The 16,150-nt window shown below is 39.8% G+C and carries 21 protein-coding genes; 13 read left to right on the forward strand and 8 right to left on the reverse strand.

What is annotated here, in order from left to right:
* The first annotated feature begins 73 nt into the window (after positions 1–73).
* The 3 genes from RQ359_RS04025 to RQ359_RS04035 are packed head-to-tail and all read left to right on the forward strand — an operon-like array spanning position 74 to position 1,747.
* The gene (locus tag RQ359_RS04025) at positions 74–1,042 is read left to right on the forward strand and encodes a geranylgeranyl reductase family protein (protein ID WP_156016038.1); all 969 of its coding nucleotides are present in this window, start codon (positions 74–76) and stop codon (positions 1,040–1,042) included.
* Entirely contained in the window at positions 1,029–1,427 is a 399-nt protein-coding gene (locus RQ359_RS04030; RefSeq protein ID WP_338116920.1) for a hypothetical protein, read from the forward strand. The genes RQ359_RS04025 and RQ359_RS04030 overlap by 14 nt, the downstream gene beginning before the upstream one ends.
* A 5-nt stretch (positions 1,428–1,432) precedes the next feature.
* Positions 1,433–1,747 (forward strand): hypothetical protein, encoded by a 315-nt coding sequence (locus tag RQ359_RS04035; RefSeq protein ID WP_054837826.1) that lies wholly within the window; start codon positions 1,433–1,435, stop codon positions 1,745–1,747.
* Here the strand turns inward: RQ359_RS04035 and RQ359_RS04040 are convergent.
* Positions 1,711–2,031, reverse strand: coding sequence for a hypothetical protein (locus RQ359_RS04040; protein WP_054837827.1), 321 nt, complete (start codon positions 2,029–2,031; stop codon positions 1,711–1,713). The two genes, RQ359_RS04035 and RQ359_RS04040, sit on opposite strands and share 37 nt — an antisense overlap.
* The gene (locus tag RQ359_RS04045) at positions 2,028–2,246 is read right to left on the reverse strand and encodes a hypothetical protein (protein ID WP_054837828.1); all 219 of its coding nucleotides are present in this window, start codon (positions 2,244–2,246) and stop codon (positions 2,028–2,030) included. Before RQ359_RS04045 ends, RQ359_RS04040 begins: the two co-directional genes overlap by 4 nt.
* 112 nt (positions 2,247–2,358) lie before the next feature.
* Between RQ359_RS04045 and RQ359_RS04050 the strand changes: the two genes are divergently transcribed.
* From RQ359_RS04050 to RQ359_RS04070, 5 genes are all read left to right on the forward strand, one after another.
* Positions 2,359–2,874 (forward strand): hypothetical protein, encoded by a 516-nt coding sequence (locus RQ359_RS04050; protein WP_240899923.1) that lies wholly within the window; start codon positions 2,359–2,361, stop codon positions 2,872–2,874.
* Positions 2,807–3,424: an N-glycosylase/DNA lyase gene (locus tag RQ359_RS04055; protein WP_054837830.1), complete on the forward strand. Its 618-nt coding sequence runs from the start codon at positions 2,807–2,809 to the stop codon at positions 3,422–3,424. The genes RQ359_RS04050 and RQ359_RS04055 overlap by 68 nt, the downstream gene beginning before the upstream one ends.
* 176 nt (positions 3,425–3,600) lie before the next feature.
* Positions 3,601–4,572, forward strand: coding sequence for an NAD(P)-dependent oxidoreductase (locus RQ359_RS04060; RefSeq protein WP_054837831.1), 972 nt, complete (start codon positions 3,601–3,603; stop codon positions 4,570–4,572).
* Complete coding sequence (locus RQ359_RS04065) at positions 4,569–5,690, forward strand: pyridoxal-phosphate-dependent aminotransferase family protein (RefSeq protein WP_156016036.1); 1,122 nt, start codon at positions 4,569–4,571, stop codon at positions 5,688–5,690. The genes RQ359_RS04060 and RQ359_RS04065 overlap by 4 nt, the downstream gene beginning before the upstream one ends.
* 11 nt (positions 5,691–5,701) lie before the next feature.
* A complete protein-coding gene (locus RQ359_RS04070) occupies positions 5,702–5,968 on the forward strand; it encodes a DNA-directed RNA polymerase subunit K (protein WP_420856772.1) in 267 nt (88 codons plus the stop codon).
* Between the two features lie 365 nt (positions 5,969–6,333).
* Here the strand turns inward: RQ359_RS04070 and cdvC are convergent, their stop codons facing one another.
* The 3 genes from cdvC to cdvA are packed head-to-tail and all read right to left on the reverse strand — an operon-like array spanning position 6,334 to position 8,984.
* Positions 6,334–7,455: a cell division protein CdvC gene (cdvC, locus tag RQ359_RS04075; RefSeq protein ID WP_240899921.1), complete on the reverse strand. Its 1,122-nt coding sequence runs from the start codon at positions 7,453–7,455 to the stop codon at positions 6,334–6,336.
* An 11-nt stretch (positions 7,456–7,466) separates the two neighbouring features.
* On the reverse strand, positions 7,467–8,246 hold the full coding sequence (cdvB, locus tag RQ359_RS04080) for a cell division protein CdvB (RefSeq protein ID WP_156016035.1): 780 nt from the start codon (positions 8,244–8,246) through the stop codon (positions 7,467–7,469).
* A gap of 18 nt (positions 8,247–8,264) precedes the next feature.
* Positions 8,265–8,984, reverse strand: coding sequence for a cell division protein CdvA (gene cdvA, locus RQ359_RS04085; RefSeq protein ID WP_054837833.1), 720 nt, complete (start codon positions 8,982–8,984; stop codon positions 8,265–8,267).
* A gap of 172 nt (positions 8,985–9,156) precedes the next feature.
* Here cdvA and RQ359_RS04090 point away from each other — a divergent pair, with 172 nt between their 5' ends.
* Positions 9,157–9,408 carry a hypothetical protein gene (locus tag RQ359_RS04090; protein WP_054837834.1) on the forward strand — a complete coding sequence of 84 codons (252 nt, stop codon included), beginning with the start codon at positions 9,157–9,159 and terminating at the stop codon, positions 9,406–9,408.
* Between the two features lie 2 nt (positions 9,409–9,410).
* Here the strand turns inward: RQ359_RS04090 and eno are convergent, their stop codons facing one another.
* Positions 9,411–10,664 carry a phosphopyruvate hydratase gene (eno, locus tag RQ359_RS04095; RefSeq protein ID WP_156016034.1) on the reverse strand — a complete coding sequence of 418 codons (1,254 nt, stop codon included), beginning with the start codon at positions 10,662–10,664 and terminating at the stop codon, positions 9,411–9,413.
* A 380-nt stretch (positions 10,665–11,044) separates the two neighbouring features.
* Between eno and RQ359_RS04100 the strand changes: the two genes are divergently transcribed.
* Together RQ359_RS04100 and RQ359_RS04105 are read left to right on the forward strand one after the other, a co-directional pair.
* Positions 11,045–11,377: a hypothetical protein gene (locus RQ359_RS04100; protein WP_054837835.1), complete on the forward strand. Its 333-nt coding sequence runs from the start codon at positions 11,045–11,047 to the stop codon at positions 11,375–11,377.
* Entirely contained in the window at positions 11,358–11,780 is a 423-nt protein-coding gene (locus RQ359_RS04105; RefSeq protein WP_054837836.1) for a signal peptidase I, read from the forward strand. Before RQ359_RS04100 ends, RQ359_RS04105 begins: the two co-directional genes overlap by 20 nt.
* Positions 11,781–11,823: 43 nt before the next feature.
* Here the strand turns inward: RQ359_RS04105 and gcvPB are convergent, their stop codons facing one another.
* The gene (gene gcvPB, locus RQ359_RS04110; RefSeq protein WP_457921237.1) at positions 11,824–13,332 is read right to left on the reverse strand and encodes an aminomethyl-transferring glycine dehydrogenase subunit GcvPB; all 1,509 of its coding nucleotides are present in this window, start codon (positions 13,330–13,332) and stop codon (positions 11,824–11,826) included.
* Positions 13,332–14,657 (reverse strand): aminomethyl-transferring glycine dehydrogenase subunit GcvPA, encoded by a 1,326-nt coding sequence (gene gcvPA / locus RQ359_RS04115; RefSeq protein ID WP_156016032.1) that lies wholly within the window; start codon positions 14,655–14,657, stop codon positions 13,332–13,334. The genes gcvPB and gcvPA overlap by 1 nt, the downstream gene beginning before the upstream one ends.
* 42 nt (positions 14,658–14,699) lie before the next feature.
* Between gcvPA and gcvT the strand changes: the two genes are divergently transcribed.
* Both gcvT and gcvH read left to right on the forward strand, forming a co-directional pair.
* Positions 14,700–15,740 carry a glycine cleavage system aminomethyltransferase GcvT gene (gene gcvT / locus RQ359_RS04120; protein WP_156016031.1) on the forward strand — a complete coding sequence of 347 codons (1,041 nt, stop codon included), beginning with the start codon at positions 14,700–14,702 and terminating at the stop codon, positions 15,738–15,740.
* Positions 15,740–16,150: a glycine cleavage system protein GcvH gene (gene gcvH / locus RQ359_RS04125; RefSeq protein ID WP_054837837.1), complete on the forward strand. Its 411-nt coding sequence runs from the start codon at positions 15,740–15,742 to the stop codon at positions 16,148–16,150. The genes gcvT and gcvH overlap by 1 nt, the downstream gene beginning before the upstream one ends.

Below are 16,150 nucleotides of genomic sequence, written 5' to 3' on the forward strand. Positions count from 1 at the left end.
TTAAGTAATGTTATTTCATGTTGTTGCGTTGTATTTAAGCATTTAATTTATTCCTCTCAACCTAACTCTAGTTATGAAAGTTGCTATACGTGGAGGAGGAGTAGCAGGATCCTTATTGGGGCACTTACTTAAAAATTCCAATCATGAGGTAACAATTTTTGATATTAAGAAGAGTTATATAAAACCTTGTGGCGATATAGTACCTAACGTTTACAGACCCCCAATGAGCTGGGACGTCCAATACGAAATAAAGCGTTTCGCTTTCCTAGTAGACGGGGAATTGATTTATGATGTGGGGTACCGCAGACCTAAATGGCTGGTCATAGACAAATGGAGCTGGATAAACGGAATGAGGGAAAGTATTCAACATAAAGTAACCCTCAATCCTCCTGATCCTCGAGAGTTCGACCTCGTAGTAGATAGTCGAGGTCCGTATCCCATGGATAGAAAGGTAGTTTATACTACCAGAGCTATTATTAAGACCGAAAATTTCAACGATACTGCAGTGTTTGAATTTTCTAGCAAGTATACAGGTTTCTATTGGATATTTCCGAGCAAAGAAGGAGAATATAACGTAGGAGCAGGATTTTTAGAGTATAAGAATTCCAGGGAACTTCTTATGGACTATATGAACAGTAAAATGGGGAAGTTCAAGCTAATTGACATTAGGGGAGCCCCGATTTCAGTGGAGAGACCAAAGGAGAAAGGAAATAGGATAGGCGAAGCGAGAGGTCTTGTATTTCCCTTAAGTGGCGAAGGCATAAGGCCATCTGCGATTTCTGCTGAGGAAACCTTTCAGGCTATAACTAAAAACAAGGAAATTTCGTCTTATTTAGATGACAGAATAAAGACAATGGAAAGCAGAATCAAGATCCAAAGCATTCTTCTAAACGCGTACATGAGAGCCAAACCTTCCATGAGAAAGGTAATGATGAAAACGTTAATGAGGAACGACGTTTTGATAGATGCCTACTTAGAGGATAAGTTAGATTTACAGGGAATTTCCGAGTCATTGAGGCTGATGAAAAGTGGAGGGATCTAAAATACTTAATCAAATTGTGCTGGATAATTCTAAGAGCAAGAGCGGGAAACATGCGATTAGAAGCTTTCTCTTCCAAGTTGACAGCAACCTCATAGTTGATATCTCCTCATCTCCTGGAGATGAAGTTCCGCCAACTTACAAGGTCGGCGAATCTAGGCTAGTTGAAATTCCTAAAGGTCACGTGGTTTATCTTTACCTAGTAAAAAACGTGAAAGGTATGGTAAAGGGAAAGGCTATGGTTATAAAAGACAACAAAGTTATCTTGGCTATGAACTACAGAAAGTTAAAGCTTAAGAGGGTAGAGGGGGATCCAAACGCCTTAGAGCCATTAAAGAGGGTAATGGAATATCTGAAAATTCCAGTTAAGAAAATAAACACCAGGTGATCCTCATGTTCTCGCTGGAATTTCAAGTTATGGGGGACTACGACATAGATAAATTAAGGGATTTCATATCTTCTGTAGATTACATTTTCCAAGACATTTGCAAGACAGTGAAAATTGGAGCGTCTTATCTTTGCGCTCCTAACCCTTCAACAATGTTGATAGTTTACATGAACGTAACTAACTTGAAGGACGTTAAGACTGTCCTTAAAGTCAACGCTGAAGACGCATCCTATGCAGTTTCTGTAGTTTCTGAGATAAACGAGAGACTGAAAAAGATGGGCTTTCATATGAACTTGGATAGCTCATTTATGACGTCGTGATAGAACTCCTCTATTTTATCTGGCACCTTATCTGTGCTGTTTTCCTTTATTTCCCCAATTACGTTACAAAGATAACTTCCTATCCTGGTTTTACAGAAAACTAGTTTTTTCACCTTAACGTAGGGGAGTTCCAACTCGCGGTCCACGTAAACTAGACCTTCTATTTGCTTTCCACTAGGTATATTTTTAACTTGCATTTCAGTATCAGCAATGAAAAGAGTGGGTTTACCTTCTTGTGAAATTAGTATAACTAAGTGATTATCTACTAGATGTCTGTATATCATAACACTGGCACTAGTTCAGTACCGCAGTATGGGCACTTCCCTTTCAGTCCCCTTTTGTCTGCCTCACAGAAATAAGCGTTATATTTCTTCTCGCATTTGGGACACTTGTAAACTACGTCAGTTCCTATTAGAAGGTGTCTATCACATATCCTGCATTTTACTGTTAACCATCCCACGTGACCATAAGCGTTGCTTCCTTTATTTCTGAGACTCATATAAGATCATGATTACTGCTGTGTTAAGCTTAAATGATTATGCCTTCGTTATACCGCTATATAATTCACGAGAACTTTTAAGATTGAGAGGCTTATTTTACTAGATACCTTCATGTTCAGGGCAGAAATATACAAGGCTCATCCTAGGGCTTTATCAGAAAAGTTAACCGTATTTATCCTGTCTAAGGAGAAAGAGGAAAACTTGGACGAACTTCCTCAGCAGATTGAGGAAAACAACGTAATAATTGTTATAGATGGAATAGAAATCCAAGTTCTAGCGGGCAAGATAGATGCAGATTACGTCTTTCCTAAACCTTTGCTTGTAAATAGGGTAGGTTTTCCATCGTCGATTTCTGATGGAAACGTGTCTCTCAATTACGTTCAACTTAACGGGGAAATGATATACGGATTAAAGGTAAGCCAGGACTTGCCCTTCATTTATCTTGAAACTTCAGAAGGGACTAAGTTAGTTTCGATGTCTGAAATAAATGAACCCAAGTCAACTACGGTGGAACAACCAACTCAGAACAGTGAAAAGAAGAAGTCGAGGTCAGTCAGGCGTGCTAAGAAGGCTGGTTCAAAACGTAAGTCTAAGGGCAAGGGTACTAGAAAGAGCAGAAGAGTTTAAACTTAACAATAAAGCTAACAATGACGTATGGATAAGGGAGTTCCTTCTCTGTCAGCTTACATCCAATTCGTCATTCGTTTCAGCTTATAGCTCTCTCATGTGTGCATGGGACTTTCTATTGAAAGGATCTTATAGTGAGGTTGCTAAATCGTTGAAGAGATGCGGTTATAGGTTTTATAACCTTAAAGCTAAGTTCATTGTAAACAATAGAGAGTTCCTACCAAAATTGAAGGAAATTGTAAAGCCAATTGCGGACGCGGATCAGCTGATGGCTAGGGATTTAATAGCAAACAAATTCTTAGGCTTCGGATACAAGGAAGCTAGTCATTTCCTCAGGAACGTGGGATATATGGACTTAGCTATAGTAGATAGACATGTAATTTCGTTTCTCAGGAAGGAAGGGACTCCCATAAACTTTAAGACGCTCACTAGGAACAAGTATTTAACTGTGGAAGCCATACTTCGTTCTATTTCTAACACCTTAAACATAGAATTAGGTATACTAGATCTGTTTATATGGTTTGAAGAGACGAATACAGTACTAAAGTAAAATAAAAGTATATTAACTACATCCATGAAGGTATAACGATAAAAATGGAGAACTTTCAGGCCCACGAAGTCAAAGGAGGAAGAGAAGTTTTAGCTTTATATGTAAATGATAATTGTAGCTCTCTTTCTTCACTTTCATACTGGTCATAAGGTCTTTCTTTCTAGGGGTGAATAAGTATGGAGACTATAGAGAGAGGTAGTTCTATCAATAAGGAAAACTTGAAACTGTTAATCACAGATCCAATGGATAACGTGATGCTGCAAATGCTTCAAGAAAGAGGCATAAAAGTGGATTATAAACCGGAAATAGATAGGAATTCTTTGCTCAACGAGATATCCAATTATGACGTTGTGGTAGTTAGGAGCAGGACAAAGGTAGACAAGGAGATTATAGAAAGAGGTAAGAACCTAAAAATAATTGCTAGAGCGGGAATAGGCTTAGACAATATAGATGTCGACGAAGCAGAGAAAAGGGGAATAAAGATAGTTTATGCTCCTGGGGCATCGACGGATTCCGCTGTAGAGTTAACGATAGGGTTGATGATCTTAGGGGCAAGGCCCATATTCCAAGGTATAAGCATGGTAAAGTCTGGCTCGTTTAAGAAGCTTCCAGGCGTGGAGTTGGCGGGGAAGACAATAGGAATAGTTGGTTTCGGCAGAATAGGTACTAAGGTAGCTAGGGTCTGCCAAGCTTTAGATATGAAAGTAATAGCCTACGACGTAGTTGATATAAAGGAACGTGCACAGAAAATGGGTGTTATTCCGGTAAATACAATAGATGAACTAGTTAGGGAGTCAAATGTAATCTCCTTCCATGTTACGGTTGGAAATGATGCCAAACCTATAGTTACAGAAGAACATTTCAGGCAAATGAAGGAGGGGACAATTCTAGTCAACACTAGCAGGGCAATAGCTATTGATGGAAAGGCATTATTAAAATACATAGATGAGAGGAAGCTTACTTTGGTGACTGACGTATTCTGGCATGAGCCTCCTAAGGAGGATTGGGAGATTCAGTTAGCTAGGCATGATAGGGTATTGATAACGCCTCACATAGGAGCTCAGACCAAAGAGGCTCAGTACAGGGTAGCTGTGATGACAACGAAGAACTTAATTCAAGCTATCCAAGAAATAGGTGTATCTTTATGATGCTAATACCCGGGCCAGTCAATGTGCCCATAAGTGTAAGCTTTGAGGCTACGAGGGTGGTCAACCATAGATCGGATGAGTTCAGAAGGATAGTCGCATCTTTAGAATCTTCCTTAATCAGGCTATTTAGTGCAGATAGAGTTGCGATAATGACTGGGTCTGGTACCTTAGCTGTGGAAGGAATGGTATTTTCCATGACTAGACGCGGAGAGAAGGTAATTACTATACCTTATGGTGAGTTCGGCGAGAGGCTTGAGGAATCCCTCAAGAGAAGGGGTGTTGAAGTATTTTCTTACAAGAAGTCCCCTGGTAGTACGCCGTCGCTTGGAGAGATAGAGGAATTTATGGATAAACACAAGGATGCAGATACAGTTGCGTTGGTACATAACGAGACCAGCACTGGAGTAGCCCTAAGGAATCTCCGCGAAGTGGCAAAGTTGGTAAAAGGAAGTGGAAAGAAATTCTTGGTGGATTCAGTTTCAGGATTTGCAGCTTACGAATTATATGTTAACGAATGGGGTATAGACGCGGTTGCTACTGGAAGCCAAAAGGCTCTAGCCTCAGTACCTGGTCTTGGTTTTGTAGCCTTATCCAAAGAGGCTTTAAATGAATTGAAGGGAAATGATATACCTCACTACGTAGACCTTGCACTACACCTTAAGTTTCAGGATAAAAAGGAGACTCCGTTTACTCCAGCAGTTGGAGTCTTTTATGCATCTTATAGAGCTGCCCAATTAATGGAAATGGAAGGTAAAGAGAGAAGATGGGCTAGGCACGAAGCCTCGGCTAGATACTTGAGAGACATTTTCAAAAAATTAGGCATGGAGAGTTTAGGGGACGAAAGTAACTTCTCTAATACGGTAGTGGCTTCCACGCCTCCACTCCCAGTGTCTTATATGATAACTGAATTAAAGAAGAGGGGAGTAGAAATAAGCAGAGGAATAGGTGAGTTAAGGGACAAGGTAATAAGGGCAGGAATACTTGGGGTAGTTGATGACAGAGCTCTAAGCAGGCTGGTATTCGCGATGCAGGACGTTCTTAAAAAAGACGTTTATTATCCTCCTCCACAAGAGACTTCTTTACCAGAAACGTTAAAAACCGAAGTAATATGGGATTAAAAGTGAGTCTTTTGGCTTTCGATTTCAATGAGGCATTTGAAGAGTTATGGAAGAATAGGCTCACTAAGTATGAGATAGCAAGAATAATAAGCGCTAGGGCATTACAAATATCAATGGGAGCAATTCCTCTAATTGATGTATCTCCAGACGAACCAAATGACTCGATTTCAATAGCTGAAAAGGAGCTAAAGAGAGATGTTCTACCCATCACAATCCGAAGAAGGCTGCCGAACGGAAAAGTCATAGTAGTTTCCTTACGTAACGTTAAAGTTCAATAGGCTGTTCAGACTACATGTAGAAATGTTAAGTATGTTTATTTTATTATTTCTTTGATAACGAGCTTTACCTCAAATTGAAGTTTTGGCTCAATATAATCTTTATATATACTAAAAGGAGAAAAAATAAATTATGTTCATATGTACGTTATTATTTTATTTATTCTTATTTAAGTGATAACATATTAGGCGATCTGGATTCACATCGATATATATGAATAAAAAAGTTAGATGAATTTCTAGCCAGTGCTTTCCTCTTACTGCATAACATAATATTAATAACGAGAAAAGCTAAGGAAGCAAAGAGAAAAAAGAGATGATGTAAGACATGCAAGCTGAACGGTGAAGCTTCCCTCGAGGTATCTGATTTAAAGTGCTTTGAATTTCTCCGTCCACGCTTCATATGCCTTTAACATTTCCTGGTTTACGCTAGGTTTCCTCATGCTTATGACCTCCTTGAAGTCGTTCAAGGTTATGGCTCTAGGTTCGTTTTCACCCTTCTTGAACATCTCCTTGACCACCTTTATATGTGTGGACTGTACCAAATCTCTAATGTCGCTTGCCGTGTAACCTTCAGTCATTTCTGCCAATTTGTCAATGCTCACTGAGTTTTCATCAATCTTTATTTTCTTTGTATAATAGCTAAACAGGAATTTTCTCTGTTCCAAGTCAGGTAATTTAACGTATATCCTCTTTTGGAATCTTCTCAGGAACGGTTCGTCGAGTCTCCAAGGCTTATTTGTAGCGCCCATTACGTAAACCTTGAAGTTATCAGACTTGTCTAATAGTCCATCCATCTCCTTTAAGAATTGATTTCTAACTCTAGCTTCACCGCCTACCTCAGTAGAGTAAACCCCAAGAAGTGCGTCCAATTCATCAATGAAGATTATTGTAGGCTTTCCTGTTTCTTTTGATTTTTCTCTAGCTAGTTTAAATATCCCAGCTACATTTTTCTCCGCTTCTCCAAGCCACTTTGACATTACTGATGCAGCGTCCATTACCATAAATGTGGAATCTATTTCGTTGGCTACTGCTGCAGCTATCATTGTTTTTCCACAGCCAGGCGGACCGTAGAGCAGAATACCTCTGGGCCATCCAAGAGGAAATAGATCAGGTCTCTGTGATGGATATATTATTGACTCCTTCAAAGCCTCTTTTACGTCGTTTAGACCTATTACATCAGAGAACTTAACCTTTGGCTTCTCAGTTACAATTACATCCTCTGCCGAAGTCGTCTGGTGTTTAGGCCCTTCCTCTGCTGGTACCATGTTGGTTAAAACCGTGATTCTATTCTTGTACTCGTTTATCATTTGTTCATAGGCAGTTCTAACGACTGAGTCAGGATATAAGCTAATTAGTTGGTTTAGAATCTCTATTGCCTTCTTATAGTATGATACGGCTTCTTGGGTTTTTCCTTGTCTGTCAGCATTAACTGCATTTATAGCATAAGCCCTAGCCTTATCTTCAAGCATAACTTGTGCTGTACTCATTAAAATTCACCTTATGCTTCTAGGGAGATTAGTCCCCTAGAGTTCATTTCCTTTAACAGTTCAATTACTTCTTCTTTTCCAATTCCGTACATGGAAGCAAAGTCTTGTACATCGAAGAAACCTCCTCTAGATTTAATATAATTAATAGCATCATCAACCGTCACCTTACGTCTAATTTGAACGCTCTGGCTCACAGGAGGATGGGGTAGATCAGGCAATATTTCCTTGATCTTCGCCTCTGCCGTGGACTGAGCTTCTTTAAGTATTTGTTGTGCCTGCTCATCAACCATAGCTGGTACTATGGAAGTACCATCTATAGAACCGGTCTGTATCGCTATCCCATTAACGTTAGCCACGATAGAATCTAAAGCCATAGCTACGTCAGGTACAACGTTCTTCACTTGATCCTTTAAATCCCCGAGGATCTTCACGATAGGTCCGAGCACTATTGAAGCCCCTTGCAATTCTCTTACTGTTTCTAGCTTTATTCTAACTTTCTCCAAAGCTAACGTTGCAGTATATATAATCTTAATGAACTTACGAATCTCAGCTATTTCCTGAGCATATATTTTAGCCCTAGCGTCTTCTCCTTCCTCTTGAGCTCTCACTACCCTTGAGAAAAGATCCTTATCCTTCTCCTTAAGCCGCCTTATAGTCTCCTCTAGCCTAGTCTGTTGATCCTTCAACTTCAGAGATATTGCAGTTAATTGTTCAGTTAATTTTTCCTTTTCCTTCTTATCACTGTGAAAGAGAGAAAGATTAAACAAAGAAGAAATTAACTTGTTAACCATCCTAAACCACTAGGTTGGTTAAAGAGTATTTATTACCTTTACTGGTATTGGCAATGGTATTTCTGATTTGGGTGGTTCAGGAGAAGAAGGTTGGCTCGTTGACGGGGATGCTATAGTTGTAGGGGATTTTATGTCCATGCTTTCCTTATCTGCTGAGTCTAACTTGTCCAAAGTCTTTTTAATGTCGTCCCTCTCAAGTGTGTAGCTATCTTTTGCTTGTCTTAAGATCTCTATTGAGCTTTTGTAAGATCCCTCAGGTATTTCCGATGCAATATAACTCATCTTCAGGGATATGCTCGCCTTGTCCAGCTGTGCTAGCTGGTCCTCTATGTCGTTTAACCTGGTCTTCAATTTAGCCTTTAACTTGGATTGATCTTCCCTCAATTTCAATAGCTCTGAATCCAGCTTTCTCTTCATATCATCGTAGGAGCTCTTTGGAATTTCCTGTTTATTGAATAATTCCTCTAAGGCCTTCTGTCTCTTCCTAATTTTCTCAATTAGAGTTAATAATCTTAAGGCTTCCGCTTTCCAATCAGGTAACACGATCAAAGAGTCTCCCTCCATTTTCAACATGCTTGGTTCAATAGTAGAAAACTTATTTCCCTGAGATACCTCGACACCCGTTACGGTACCGTCTATTTCAGTGTAAACATGAATAACGAAACCAAAGTCCCTTCCATACAAATCCTTTATCTTGTGTCCTATTGCCTTAGTTAAGATCTCGGAAGAGATTGACATAGGTATTACTCCTCAAAAGCTAAAGGTTGAGTATTTCGCTTTAAAAGACTTGGGGCTCCTCAGCAGGTTGTTTTTCTTCACAAATAAGCGCTTTTAACCATCATCATCTTTAGGAGAATTTTGTGCTATTTAGTTTAAAAAGCTAGCCTATCAAGTGAGGTTATGATTAGTAATGAGTATAGCAGCCTTACATAATGTAACTTCCCAGTTCCAGCAGCTTTTCCATAACGTTAATTCAGAGCCGTTATCTTTAATCTTTATAACAATAGGAGTAGCCTTGCTTGTGGCCATCATAGCTGGATTGGCAATTTACGGAATGTTTAAGCTTGTTAAAGTAGTTCCTCAGATGACTACAAAACAGTTTGTTATGTTCCTAATAGGGCTAGCATTATTCATATTGGCAATAGGTATATTTTTGCCATAAATTTAAGAGAAAGATTCCATTCCCATGAACTTCGTATTATACACTGACTCTATTTCAAGTAGTCTATTGTACTTGCTAGTCCTCTCTCCTCTGGCAGGAGCACCAGTTTTTATGAAATCGGCTTGAAGCCCCGCTGCAATATCAGAAATGAAGTTGTCCTCGGTCTCTCCGCTTCTATGACTTATGACCGCCTTTATACTGTTTTTCTTTGCCATTTCCACGAAGTCGAACGTCTCGCTGAACGTGCCTATCTGGTTAAGCTTTACTATTACACCCCTAGTAGATTTCTTCTCTATACCCTTTTTTAGATATTTTACATTGGTTACATACAGATCGTCTCCAGTAATGACTACGTCTGGTAGCTTCTTCTGCAACTCAGAGAAAGTATCAAATGAGTTTTCGTCAAAAGGATCCTCAATGTACTTTATGGGATATTTCCTGGCAAGGTGGTAGTAGAAATCTATCATTTCTTTCTCATCTAGCGATTTACCGTCTATTTCATATTTGCCTTCCTTATAGAATTCTGACGCTGCGGCGTCCATTCCCATGAATATCTTTCCCTTGTATCCCAAGTTTTCTATTGATGAATATATCAAACCTAGAGCCTCTTCGGTCTGCGAAAGGGGAGGCGCAAATCCTCCTTCATCTCCCACCGCGGTATAAATCTTTCCATACTTTTCGGTTATTAGACCCTTAAGGTATCTGTAAATTTCTACCGAGGCGAATAGCGCGTCCTTGAAGTTCTTGAAATCTGCAGGAATTATAATGAACTCCTGTACCCTCAAGGAATTTCCTGCATGTACGCCTCCGTTAATTATGTTGAGAAGCGGAGTTGGTATTTTCATTCCTCTAGGTCCAGCAACATACCTAGCTACGTCCTCATCCAGCGCCTTAGACGCGGTTTTGACTATTGCGATGGAAGTTGCTATCATAGCGTTAGCTCCTATTCTAGATTTATTTTCTGTTGCGTCCAATGAAATCATTAGTTCATCTATAGTTCTTTGATCCCTAACGTCGAATCCCCTTAATGCATCGTTTATTGTATAGTTAACGTTATCCACTGCCCTCTTCACAGACATAGTTTTGCTATCCCTCAATTCGAGGGCTTCCCTAGAACCCTTAGATGCACCAGAAGGTGCATCTCCAAAGGAATATGTTCCACTCTTAGTCCTCACGAACGTCCTTACAGTAGGGTTCCCCCTGGAGTCAAATATCTCTATTGCATTAATTCTGTCTATGATGAATTTCTCATTCATTTTAAATCCCTCCATCTTTTAGTAATGCTTGGGGATTTTATATTATGCAACAATCGTTAATGGTTCCTCTTTTTTTGTTCCTTTTTTACTCTTTGGCGAGCTATCCCTATCACGTTTTGCTGAAGAACAAGATGAGTAATGAAAGAGCATTCTCCATCACTTGGCTAACTTCTCCCTTTATAGTTTCTTATTTCTTTATTAGTAGCATGAATATTATTTTTCTCTTTGTTATTCAAATACTAAGCTATATTATATTACTAAAGTTTAATTATTATAATTTTCTATATTACGGTATACCTTTTATTATTTCCTTTATTTACGTCCTTGTTTTATCCTTGTTATAATACAGTTTTATTATCCTCAATGGCTTTAATGAATTGATGGCTAGGAAAAAACAAAAGGATTCAACCACTTGCCCTAACTGTGGAGAGGAAAACGTGAAACCAACCAAGACTTGGCAGTTAGTTTCACCTTTGCCAGATTCAAAGGGGAGAATAACCATAACCGTTATGGGTACGTTTGACTGCCCAAAGTGTAACCATCATTGGAGGGGAGTAGTTTCGAAGATAAAGGCTGGAGGTTCTTCTGTAGAAGTGGAAGGAAAGAAAGGAGTAAAGAAGATAGGTGATGAAGAGGAGATTGACGAAAAGAGAGAAGAGGGTGAGGTGATAGAGTTGGATCTAAGTGATATAGATGAAGATGAAGAAGAGTGACGTGATAGGAATACTAATTATCGTAGGAATATACGCCCTGATATTTTCCAATGTGTTGCAGACAGCCAGCGTCCAAGGAGTTTCTATGTATCCCGTGCTCCAGAACGGTTCGTTGACCTTCTATAAATCATCTCATAACGCCACTTATCACGATATTGTTATATATAGATCTCCTCTAGGTTTTTACGTGATTCATAGAGTAGTCGGTGAAACAAGGAACACATATATCACACAAGGAGTAGATAACATAACAAATCCCATCCCAGACAACAGAATAGGTTTGGAGCCAATTAACGGAATTTCTAAGCAAGACGTGGTAGGTAGGGTAATGGAAGTCGATGGATACGTAATTTCCATACCTTATCTAGGCTATATATCCGTAATATTCTCCTCAATAATTTGAGATTTAAACGAAAATTCTTTTTCCCTGATCTATACTAAGTTGTTTACTTTAAGATCAGATCGTTTTTGCTTTCTCTCCTCTTTCTTTCTATTCTATAGGAGGGAGTTACGCTAGCGGGATGATTTGCCCTTGCTTGGTCTAGCCTCCCAACCGCTGTGTTATAAGGAGAATCTCTAAGTTTCTCTGGGTTTCTGTAAGCTTCATCTAATATTCTCTTCAACGAATTAGCAAATGACCTTATGGTCTCTATGGATTCAGTCTCTGTAGGTTCTATCATTAACGCTTCTTCGACTATAGGCGGAAAATATATCGTCGGTGCATAGAATCCGTCATCAAGCAAAGCTTTGGCAATATCAAAAGCTGTAACTCCAGTTTCATCTGCAATTCTCTTTGCGCTGAATACCACTTCGTGTTTCCTGGGTCTCTCTGGAGACATTAGCTCAAGCTTAGTGTCCTTCAAGGCGTAAATTAGGTAATTTGTGGCTAGTGTGCTCATCTTACCTATTTGCGACACACCTTCCTTTCCGAGTCCTAGAATGTAAACATATGCTCTGGCTACGTTGCCAATGTTTCCGTGGAATGAGGTTAACTTGCCAATACTCTTTTTAGGAATTGCGGCATAGAATGTTTCACTTTTTTCGATCAAAGGATATGGCAAATAATCCACCATCTTCCCTTTTGCACATATAGCTCCAGCTCCCGGTCCTCCACCTCCGTGAGGAACGCCAAACGTCTTGTGCAAGTTAAGATGTACTACGTCGAATCCCATGTCGCCTGGCCTGACTATGCCCAATATGCCGTTTAGATTCGCACCGTCGTAGTAAAGAATTCCATTATGTTCATGTATAACCTTGGCTATATCTGCTATGTTCTCTTCGAAAAGACCCAACGTGTTAGGGTTTGTAAGCATGAACCCTGCAGTTCTCTCTCCAGCTGTAGCCTTGAGTAATTCAGTGTCAACTAGCCCTTCCTTGTTAGACCTTATGTAAATTACCTTGAATCCAGCCATTGAAGCACTGGCAGGATTGGTTCCATGTGCAGTGTCTGCTACCAACATTTCGTCCTTTACGTTTCCCGTTTCGTTATGGTACTTCTTTATCATAAGGACTCCTGCCAATTCTCCTGCGGATCCAGCAGGGACTTGCAACGAGCAAGCGTCCATGCCCGTAACTTCCTTCAACCACTCCTGTATTTCATACATCATTTCTAGCGTACCCTGAACCGTCTTTTCGTCCTGCAACGGATGATATTCCTCAGTAATAACTTGGGATGCCTCCTCGATCTTTGGGTTGTACTTCATAGTGCAAGATCCTAAAGGCATCATTCCTACGTCTACTCCGTAACTCATCTGAGAAAGTCTGACGAAATGTCTAACAACTTCATTCTCAGTAAGCTCTGGCAGATTTACCTCATTTCTTCTTAGGTAATCAGGCAGGTTAATATCTATTTGACTTAGCTCTTCCTCCTTAGGTATTAGGACTCCTTGCCTTTCGGTGCCGCTTGTGTTTAGTTCAAATATTATAGGTTCGTCCCACTTAGCTTGTCTCCACATTATATCTCACCTACTATGGAAACCAATTCATCTATAGCTTCCTTGCTGTGAACCTCGGTAACGCAGAACAGAGCGTCCATCTCGTTTAGTCTTAGTCCACCGTGGATTTCGTGTTCCAATAGTTTATTATGGATTTTCTCGTAAGACTTTCGGAAGCTCACCGCGAACTCCTCAAAGAAATCACCCTCGAATTTCTTAGATGCTCCTAATTCGATGAACCTTTTGGCTGCATAATGACTCCTTCTATATATCTCCTCTCCTAGCTCTTTGAAACCATTTTTGCCTAAAAGTGAAAGGTAAACCGCGTTGGCAATTGCCATTAAAGCCTCGTTGGTAGTTATGTTTGAAGTAGCCTTCTCTCTTCTTGCGAACTGTTCCCTGGTTTGAAGAATTAGTGTATAGCCTGGTCTTTTCTTGTCATCTAATGTCTTTCCCACAATTCTCCCTGGCATCTGTCTAACCAATTTAGCGTCCCACCTCACGGCCATTATTCCCATGTAGGGTCCGCCGAAGTTCAAGGGTAGTCCTAGCTCTTGCCCTTCACCTACAGCTATGTCCACATCGTAAACTCCTGGAGGCTTAATGAGAGATAGAGCAAGCGGATTTACTCCCATGATTGTAACTATCCTCTTCTTCTTAGCTATGTCAACTATTTCTTCAATGTTTTTCTCAAAGATACCATAGAAATTGGGCTGTTGTATGTAAATTGAAGAAATATCGTCTCCGACCTTGTTCAATAGGTCATGTACGTCAATTGTCCCGTCATTACTAGGTTTTACCTTGATTAGATTTATCCCTCTGGGTTCTACCCAAGTTCTCAGCACCTTCTCATGGTTAGGATTGATAAGCTCAGGGATGATTACCTTCCTTCTCCCGTTAATTCTGAAGCCCATTAGCACAGCTTCAGCCAAGGAGGATCCCCAATCATACATTGAGGAATTAACAACGTCCATTTCCAGCAATTCAGCCATTATGCTTTGATACTCGTATAAAGCCTGCAGAATTCCCTGTGAAATTTCAGGCTGATAAGGTGTATACGCTGTATAAAACTCTGACCTTGAAATCAGGAATTTCACAGCTTCATGTACGTAATGTGGACAAACTCCCCCTCCTATAAACGGAGGATATTTCAGCTTAACGTTCTTTTCCTTTAACATGTTTAACTTGCGTTTGATTTCCAGTTCAGACATTACCTTAGGTAAGTTCAACTCTCCCTTCAGCCTAATTTCGTGGGGAATGTCGCTGAAGAGTTTCTCCTCGTTTATTCCCATTTCGCTTAGTATCCTATCCTTAGATTTTAGGTTAGGTAACCAAGGGTGTATCATATCAGATAATCTAAATACTCACCAAGGACGTCTATTTAATTAATGTTTGTTTCGCCTTTGTTTGCGCTTGAAGAAAAGTTAGGAGCTAACTTTGGAGAGTTTGCAGGCTGGAATATGCCAATGACATTCACCAATTATCAAGAGGAACACATGGCTGTAAGAAATGGCATAACAGTTTTCGATCTTTCTCATATGGGAAGGCTCAGAGTAAAGGGAAACCCAAATGAATTGGAGGAGTTAATAGCTAAGGAGTTAACCAAAGCAATGCCATCTCAAATGATAGGCCCAACCGCCTTCCTTAACGATAAGGGCGGTTTCGTTGATGACGTAATGACCTATAAGGTAAGCGATTCAGAATACTTGCTTGTAACTAACGCAATTAACAGAGAAAAGGTAATTAAATGGATAAGGTCAAACTCCTCGCTGGCGGTTGAAGATCTAACTTTTGACTTGGTAATGCTTGCAATTCAAGGCAAAAAAGTTAAGGACATATTTGATGTAGATCAAATATCTCACATGATATTTAAGTTAAATTCTAAATTCTTAGGTAAAGAAGTTTTCCTGCTAAGTAGATCTGGATGGACTGGCGAAGACGGAGTTGAGATTTGGGCTAAACCTGAGATTGCGGGAGCAATTCTAAACGAGTTAGTTCAAATGGGAGTTAAGCCTGCAGGACTAGTTACAAGAGATAGTATAAGGCAGGAAATGGGATATCTACTTTATGGGGAAGACATAGACGAAGAAACTACTCCTATCGAAGCTAGATATTGGGTGTTTTCAATGAACAAGAACTTCATAGGAAAGGACGCCATAGTGGAACAACTCAAGAGCGGAGTTAAGAAGATAAGGTTTGGTTTCAAAATGAAGAAAGGACTTAGGATCATTCCCAGAAATGGGAATTCAGTATCCTCCTTAGGATATAAGATAGGTCACGTTACAAGTTCAACCTTCTCTCCGTTTCTGAATAGGGCCATAGGAATGGGTTACATCTCTCCTAGCCATTTCTTCTTAGGTTATACGTTAGAGGTAGAGGTTAGAGGGAAAACGTATGAAATAAAAGTTGATGACTTCCCATTTATTTAATGGCAGAAATAAAGGTTGGTAAATACACGGTCCTCTCAGATTTACTTTATACCGAAACGGACGAGTGGGTCAAGTTAGAAGGAAATGTAGCTACTGTAGGAATTACTGACTATGCACAAAAGAAACTACGAGACATAGTTGGAGTAGAGCTTCCAGAAGTAGGCAGAACGTTTTCAATTGGAGATTCAGTGGGCGTAGTGGAATCTGTTAAGGCAGCAGTTGATATATACGCTCCGCTCTCAGGTCAAGTGACCGAGGTGAACGGGTTGCTTACATCATCTCCTGAACTCATGAACAAGGATCCCTACGGTCAGGGATGGATATTCAAGCTTAATTGCACAGACCTTAACGAAAAGGTAAAATTGATGGATGCAGAAAATTATGTTAAGAAAATACAAAAAGGTGAATGA

It is taken from the genome of Sulfuracidifex metallicus DSM 6482 = JCM 9184 (genome assembly GCA_032834875.1).
In the GTDB taxonomy this organism is placed as follows: Archaea; Thermoproteota; Thermoprotei_A; order Sulfolobales; family Sulfolobaceae; genus Sulfuracidifex; species Sulfuracidifex metallicus.

Excerpts from the sequence above, each read along its gene's own strand:
- RQ359_RS04025 (WP_156016038.1), top strand. The coding sequence starts at position 74 with ATGAAAGTTGCTATACGTGGAGGAGGAGTAGCAGGATCCTTATTGGGG.
- RQ359_RS04035 (WP_054837826.1), top strand. The coding sequence starts at position 1,433 with ATGTTCTCGCTGGAATTTCAAGTTATGGGGGACTACGACATAGATAAA.
- RQ359_RS04040 (WP_054837827.1), bottom strand. The coding sequence starts at position 2,031 with ATGATATACAGACATCTAGTAGATAATCACTTAGTTATACTAATTTCA.
- RQ359_RS04045 (WP_054837828.1), bottom strand. The coding sequence starts at position 2,246 with ATGAGTCTCAGAAATAAAGGAAGCAACGCTTATGGTCACGTGGGATGG.
- RQ359_RS04050 (WP_240899923.1), top strand. The coding sequence starts at position 2,359 with ATGTTCAGGGCAGAAATATACAAGGCTCATCCTAGGGCTTTATCAGAA.
- RQ359_RS04060 (WP_054837831.1), top strand. The coding sequence starts at position 3,601 with ATGGAGACTATAGAGAGAGGTAGTTCTATCAATAAGGAAAACTTGAAA.
- RQ359_RS04065 (WP_156016036.1), top strand. The coding sequence starts at position 4,569 with ATGATGCTAATACCCGGGCCAGTCAATGTGCCCATAAGTGTAAGCTTT.
- cdvC (WP_240899921.1), bottom strand. The coding sequence starts at position 7,455 with ATGAGTACAGCACAAGTTATGCTTGAAGATAAGGCTAGGGCTTATGCT.
- cdvB (WP_156016035.1), bottom strand. The coding sequence starts at position 8,246 with ATGGTTAACAAGTTAATTTCTTCTTTGTTTAATCTTTCTCTCTTTCAC.
- cdvA (WP_054837833.1), bottom strand. The coding sequence starts at position 8,984 with ATGTCAATCTCTTCCGAGATCTTAACTAAGGCAATAGGACACAAGATA.
- RQ359_RS04090 (WP_054837834.1), top strand. The coding sequence starts at position 9,157 with ATGAGTATAGCAGCCTTACATAATGTAACTTCCCAGTTCCAGCAGCTT.
- eno (WP_156016034.1), bottom strand. The coding sequence starts at position 10,664 with ATGAATGAGAAATTCATCATAGACAGAATTAATGCAATAGAGATATTT.
- RQ359_RS04100 (WP_054837835.1), top strand. The coding sequence starts at position 11,045 with ATGGCTAGGAAAAAACAAAAGGATTCAACCACTTGCCCTAACTGTGGA.
- RQ359_RS04105 (WP_054837836.1), top strand. The coding sequence starts at position 11,358 with ATGAAGATGAAGAAGAGTGACGTGATAGGAATACTAATTATCGTAGGA.
- gcvPB (WP_457921237.1), bottom strand. The coding sequence starts at position 13,332 with ATGTGGAGACAAGCTAAGTGGGACGAACCTATAATATTTGAACTAAAC.
- gcvPA (WP_156016032.1), bottom strand. The coding sequence starts at position 14,657 with ATGATACACCCTTGGTTACCTAACCTAAAATCTAAGGATAGGATACTA.
- gcvT (WP_156016031.1), top strand. The coding sequence starts at position 14,700 with ATGTTTGTTTCGCCTTTGTTTGCGCTTGAAGAAAAGTTAGGAGCTAAC.
- gcvH (WP_054837837.1), top strand. The coding sequence starts at position 15,740 with ATGGCAGAAATAAAGGTTGGTAAATACACGGTCCTCTCAGATTTACTT.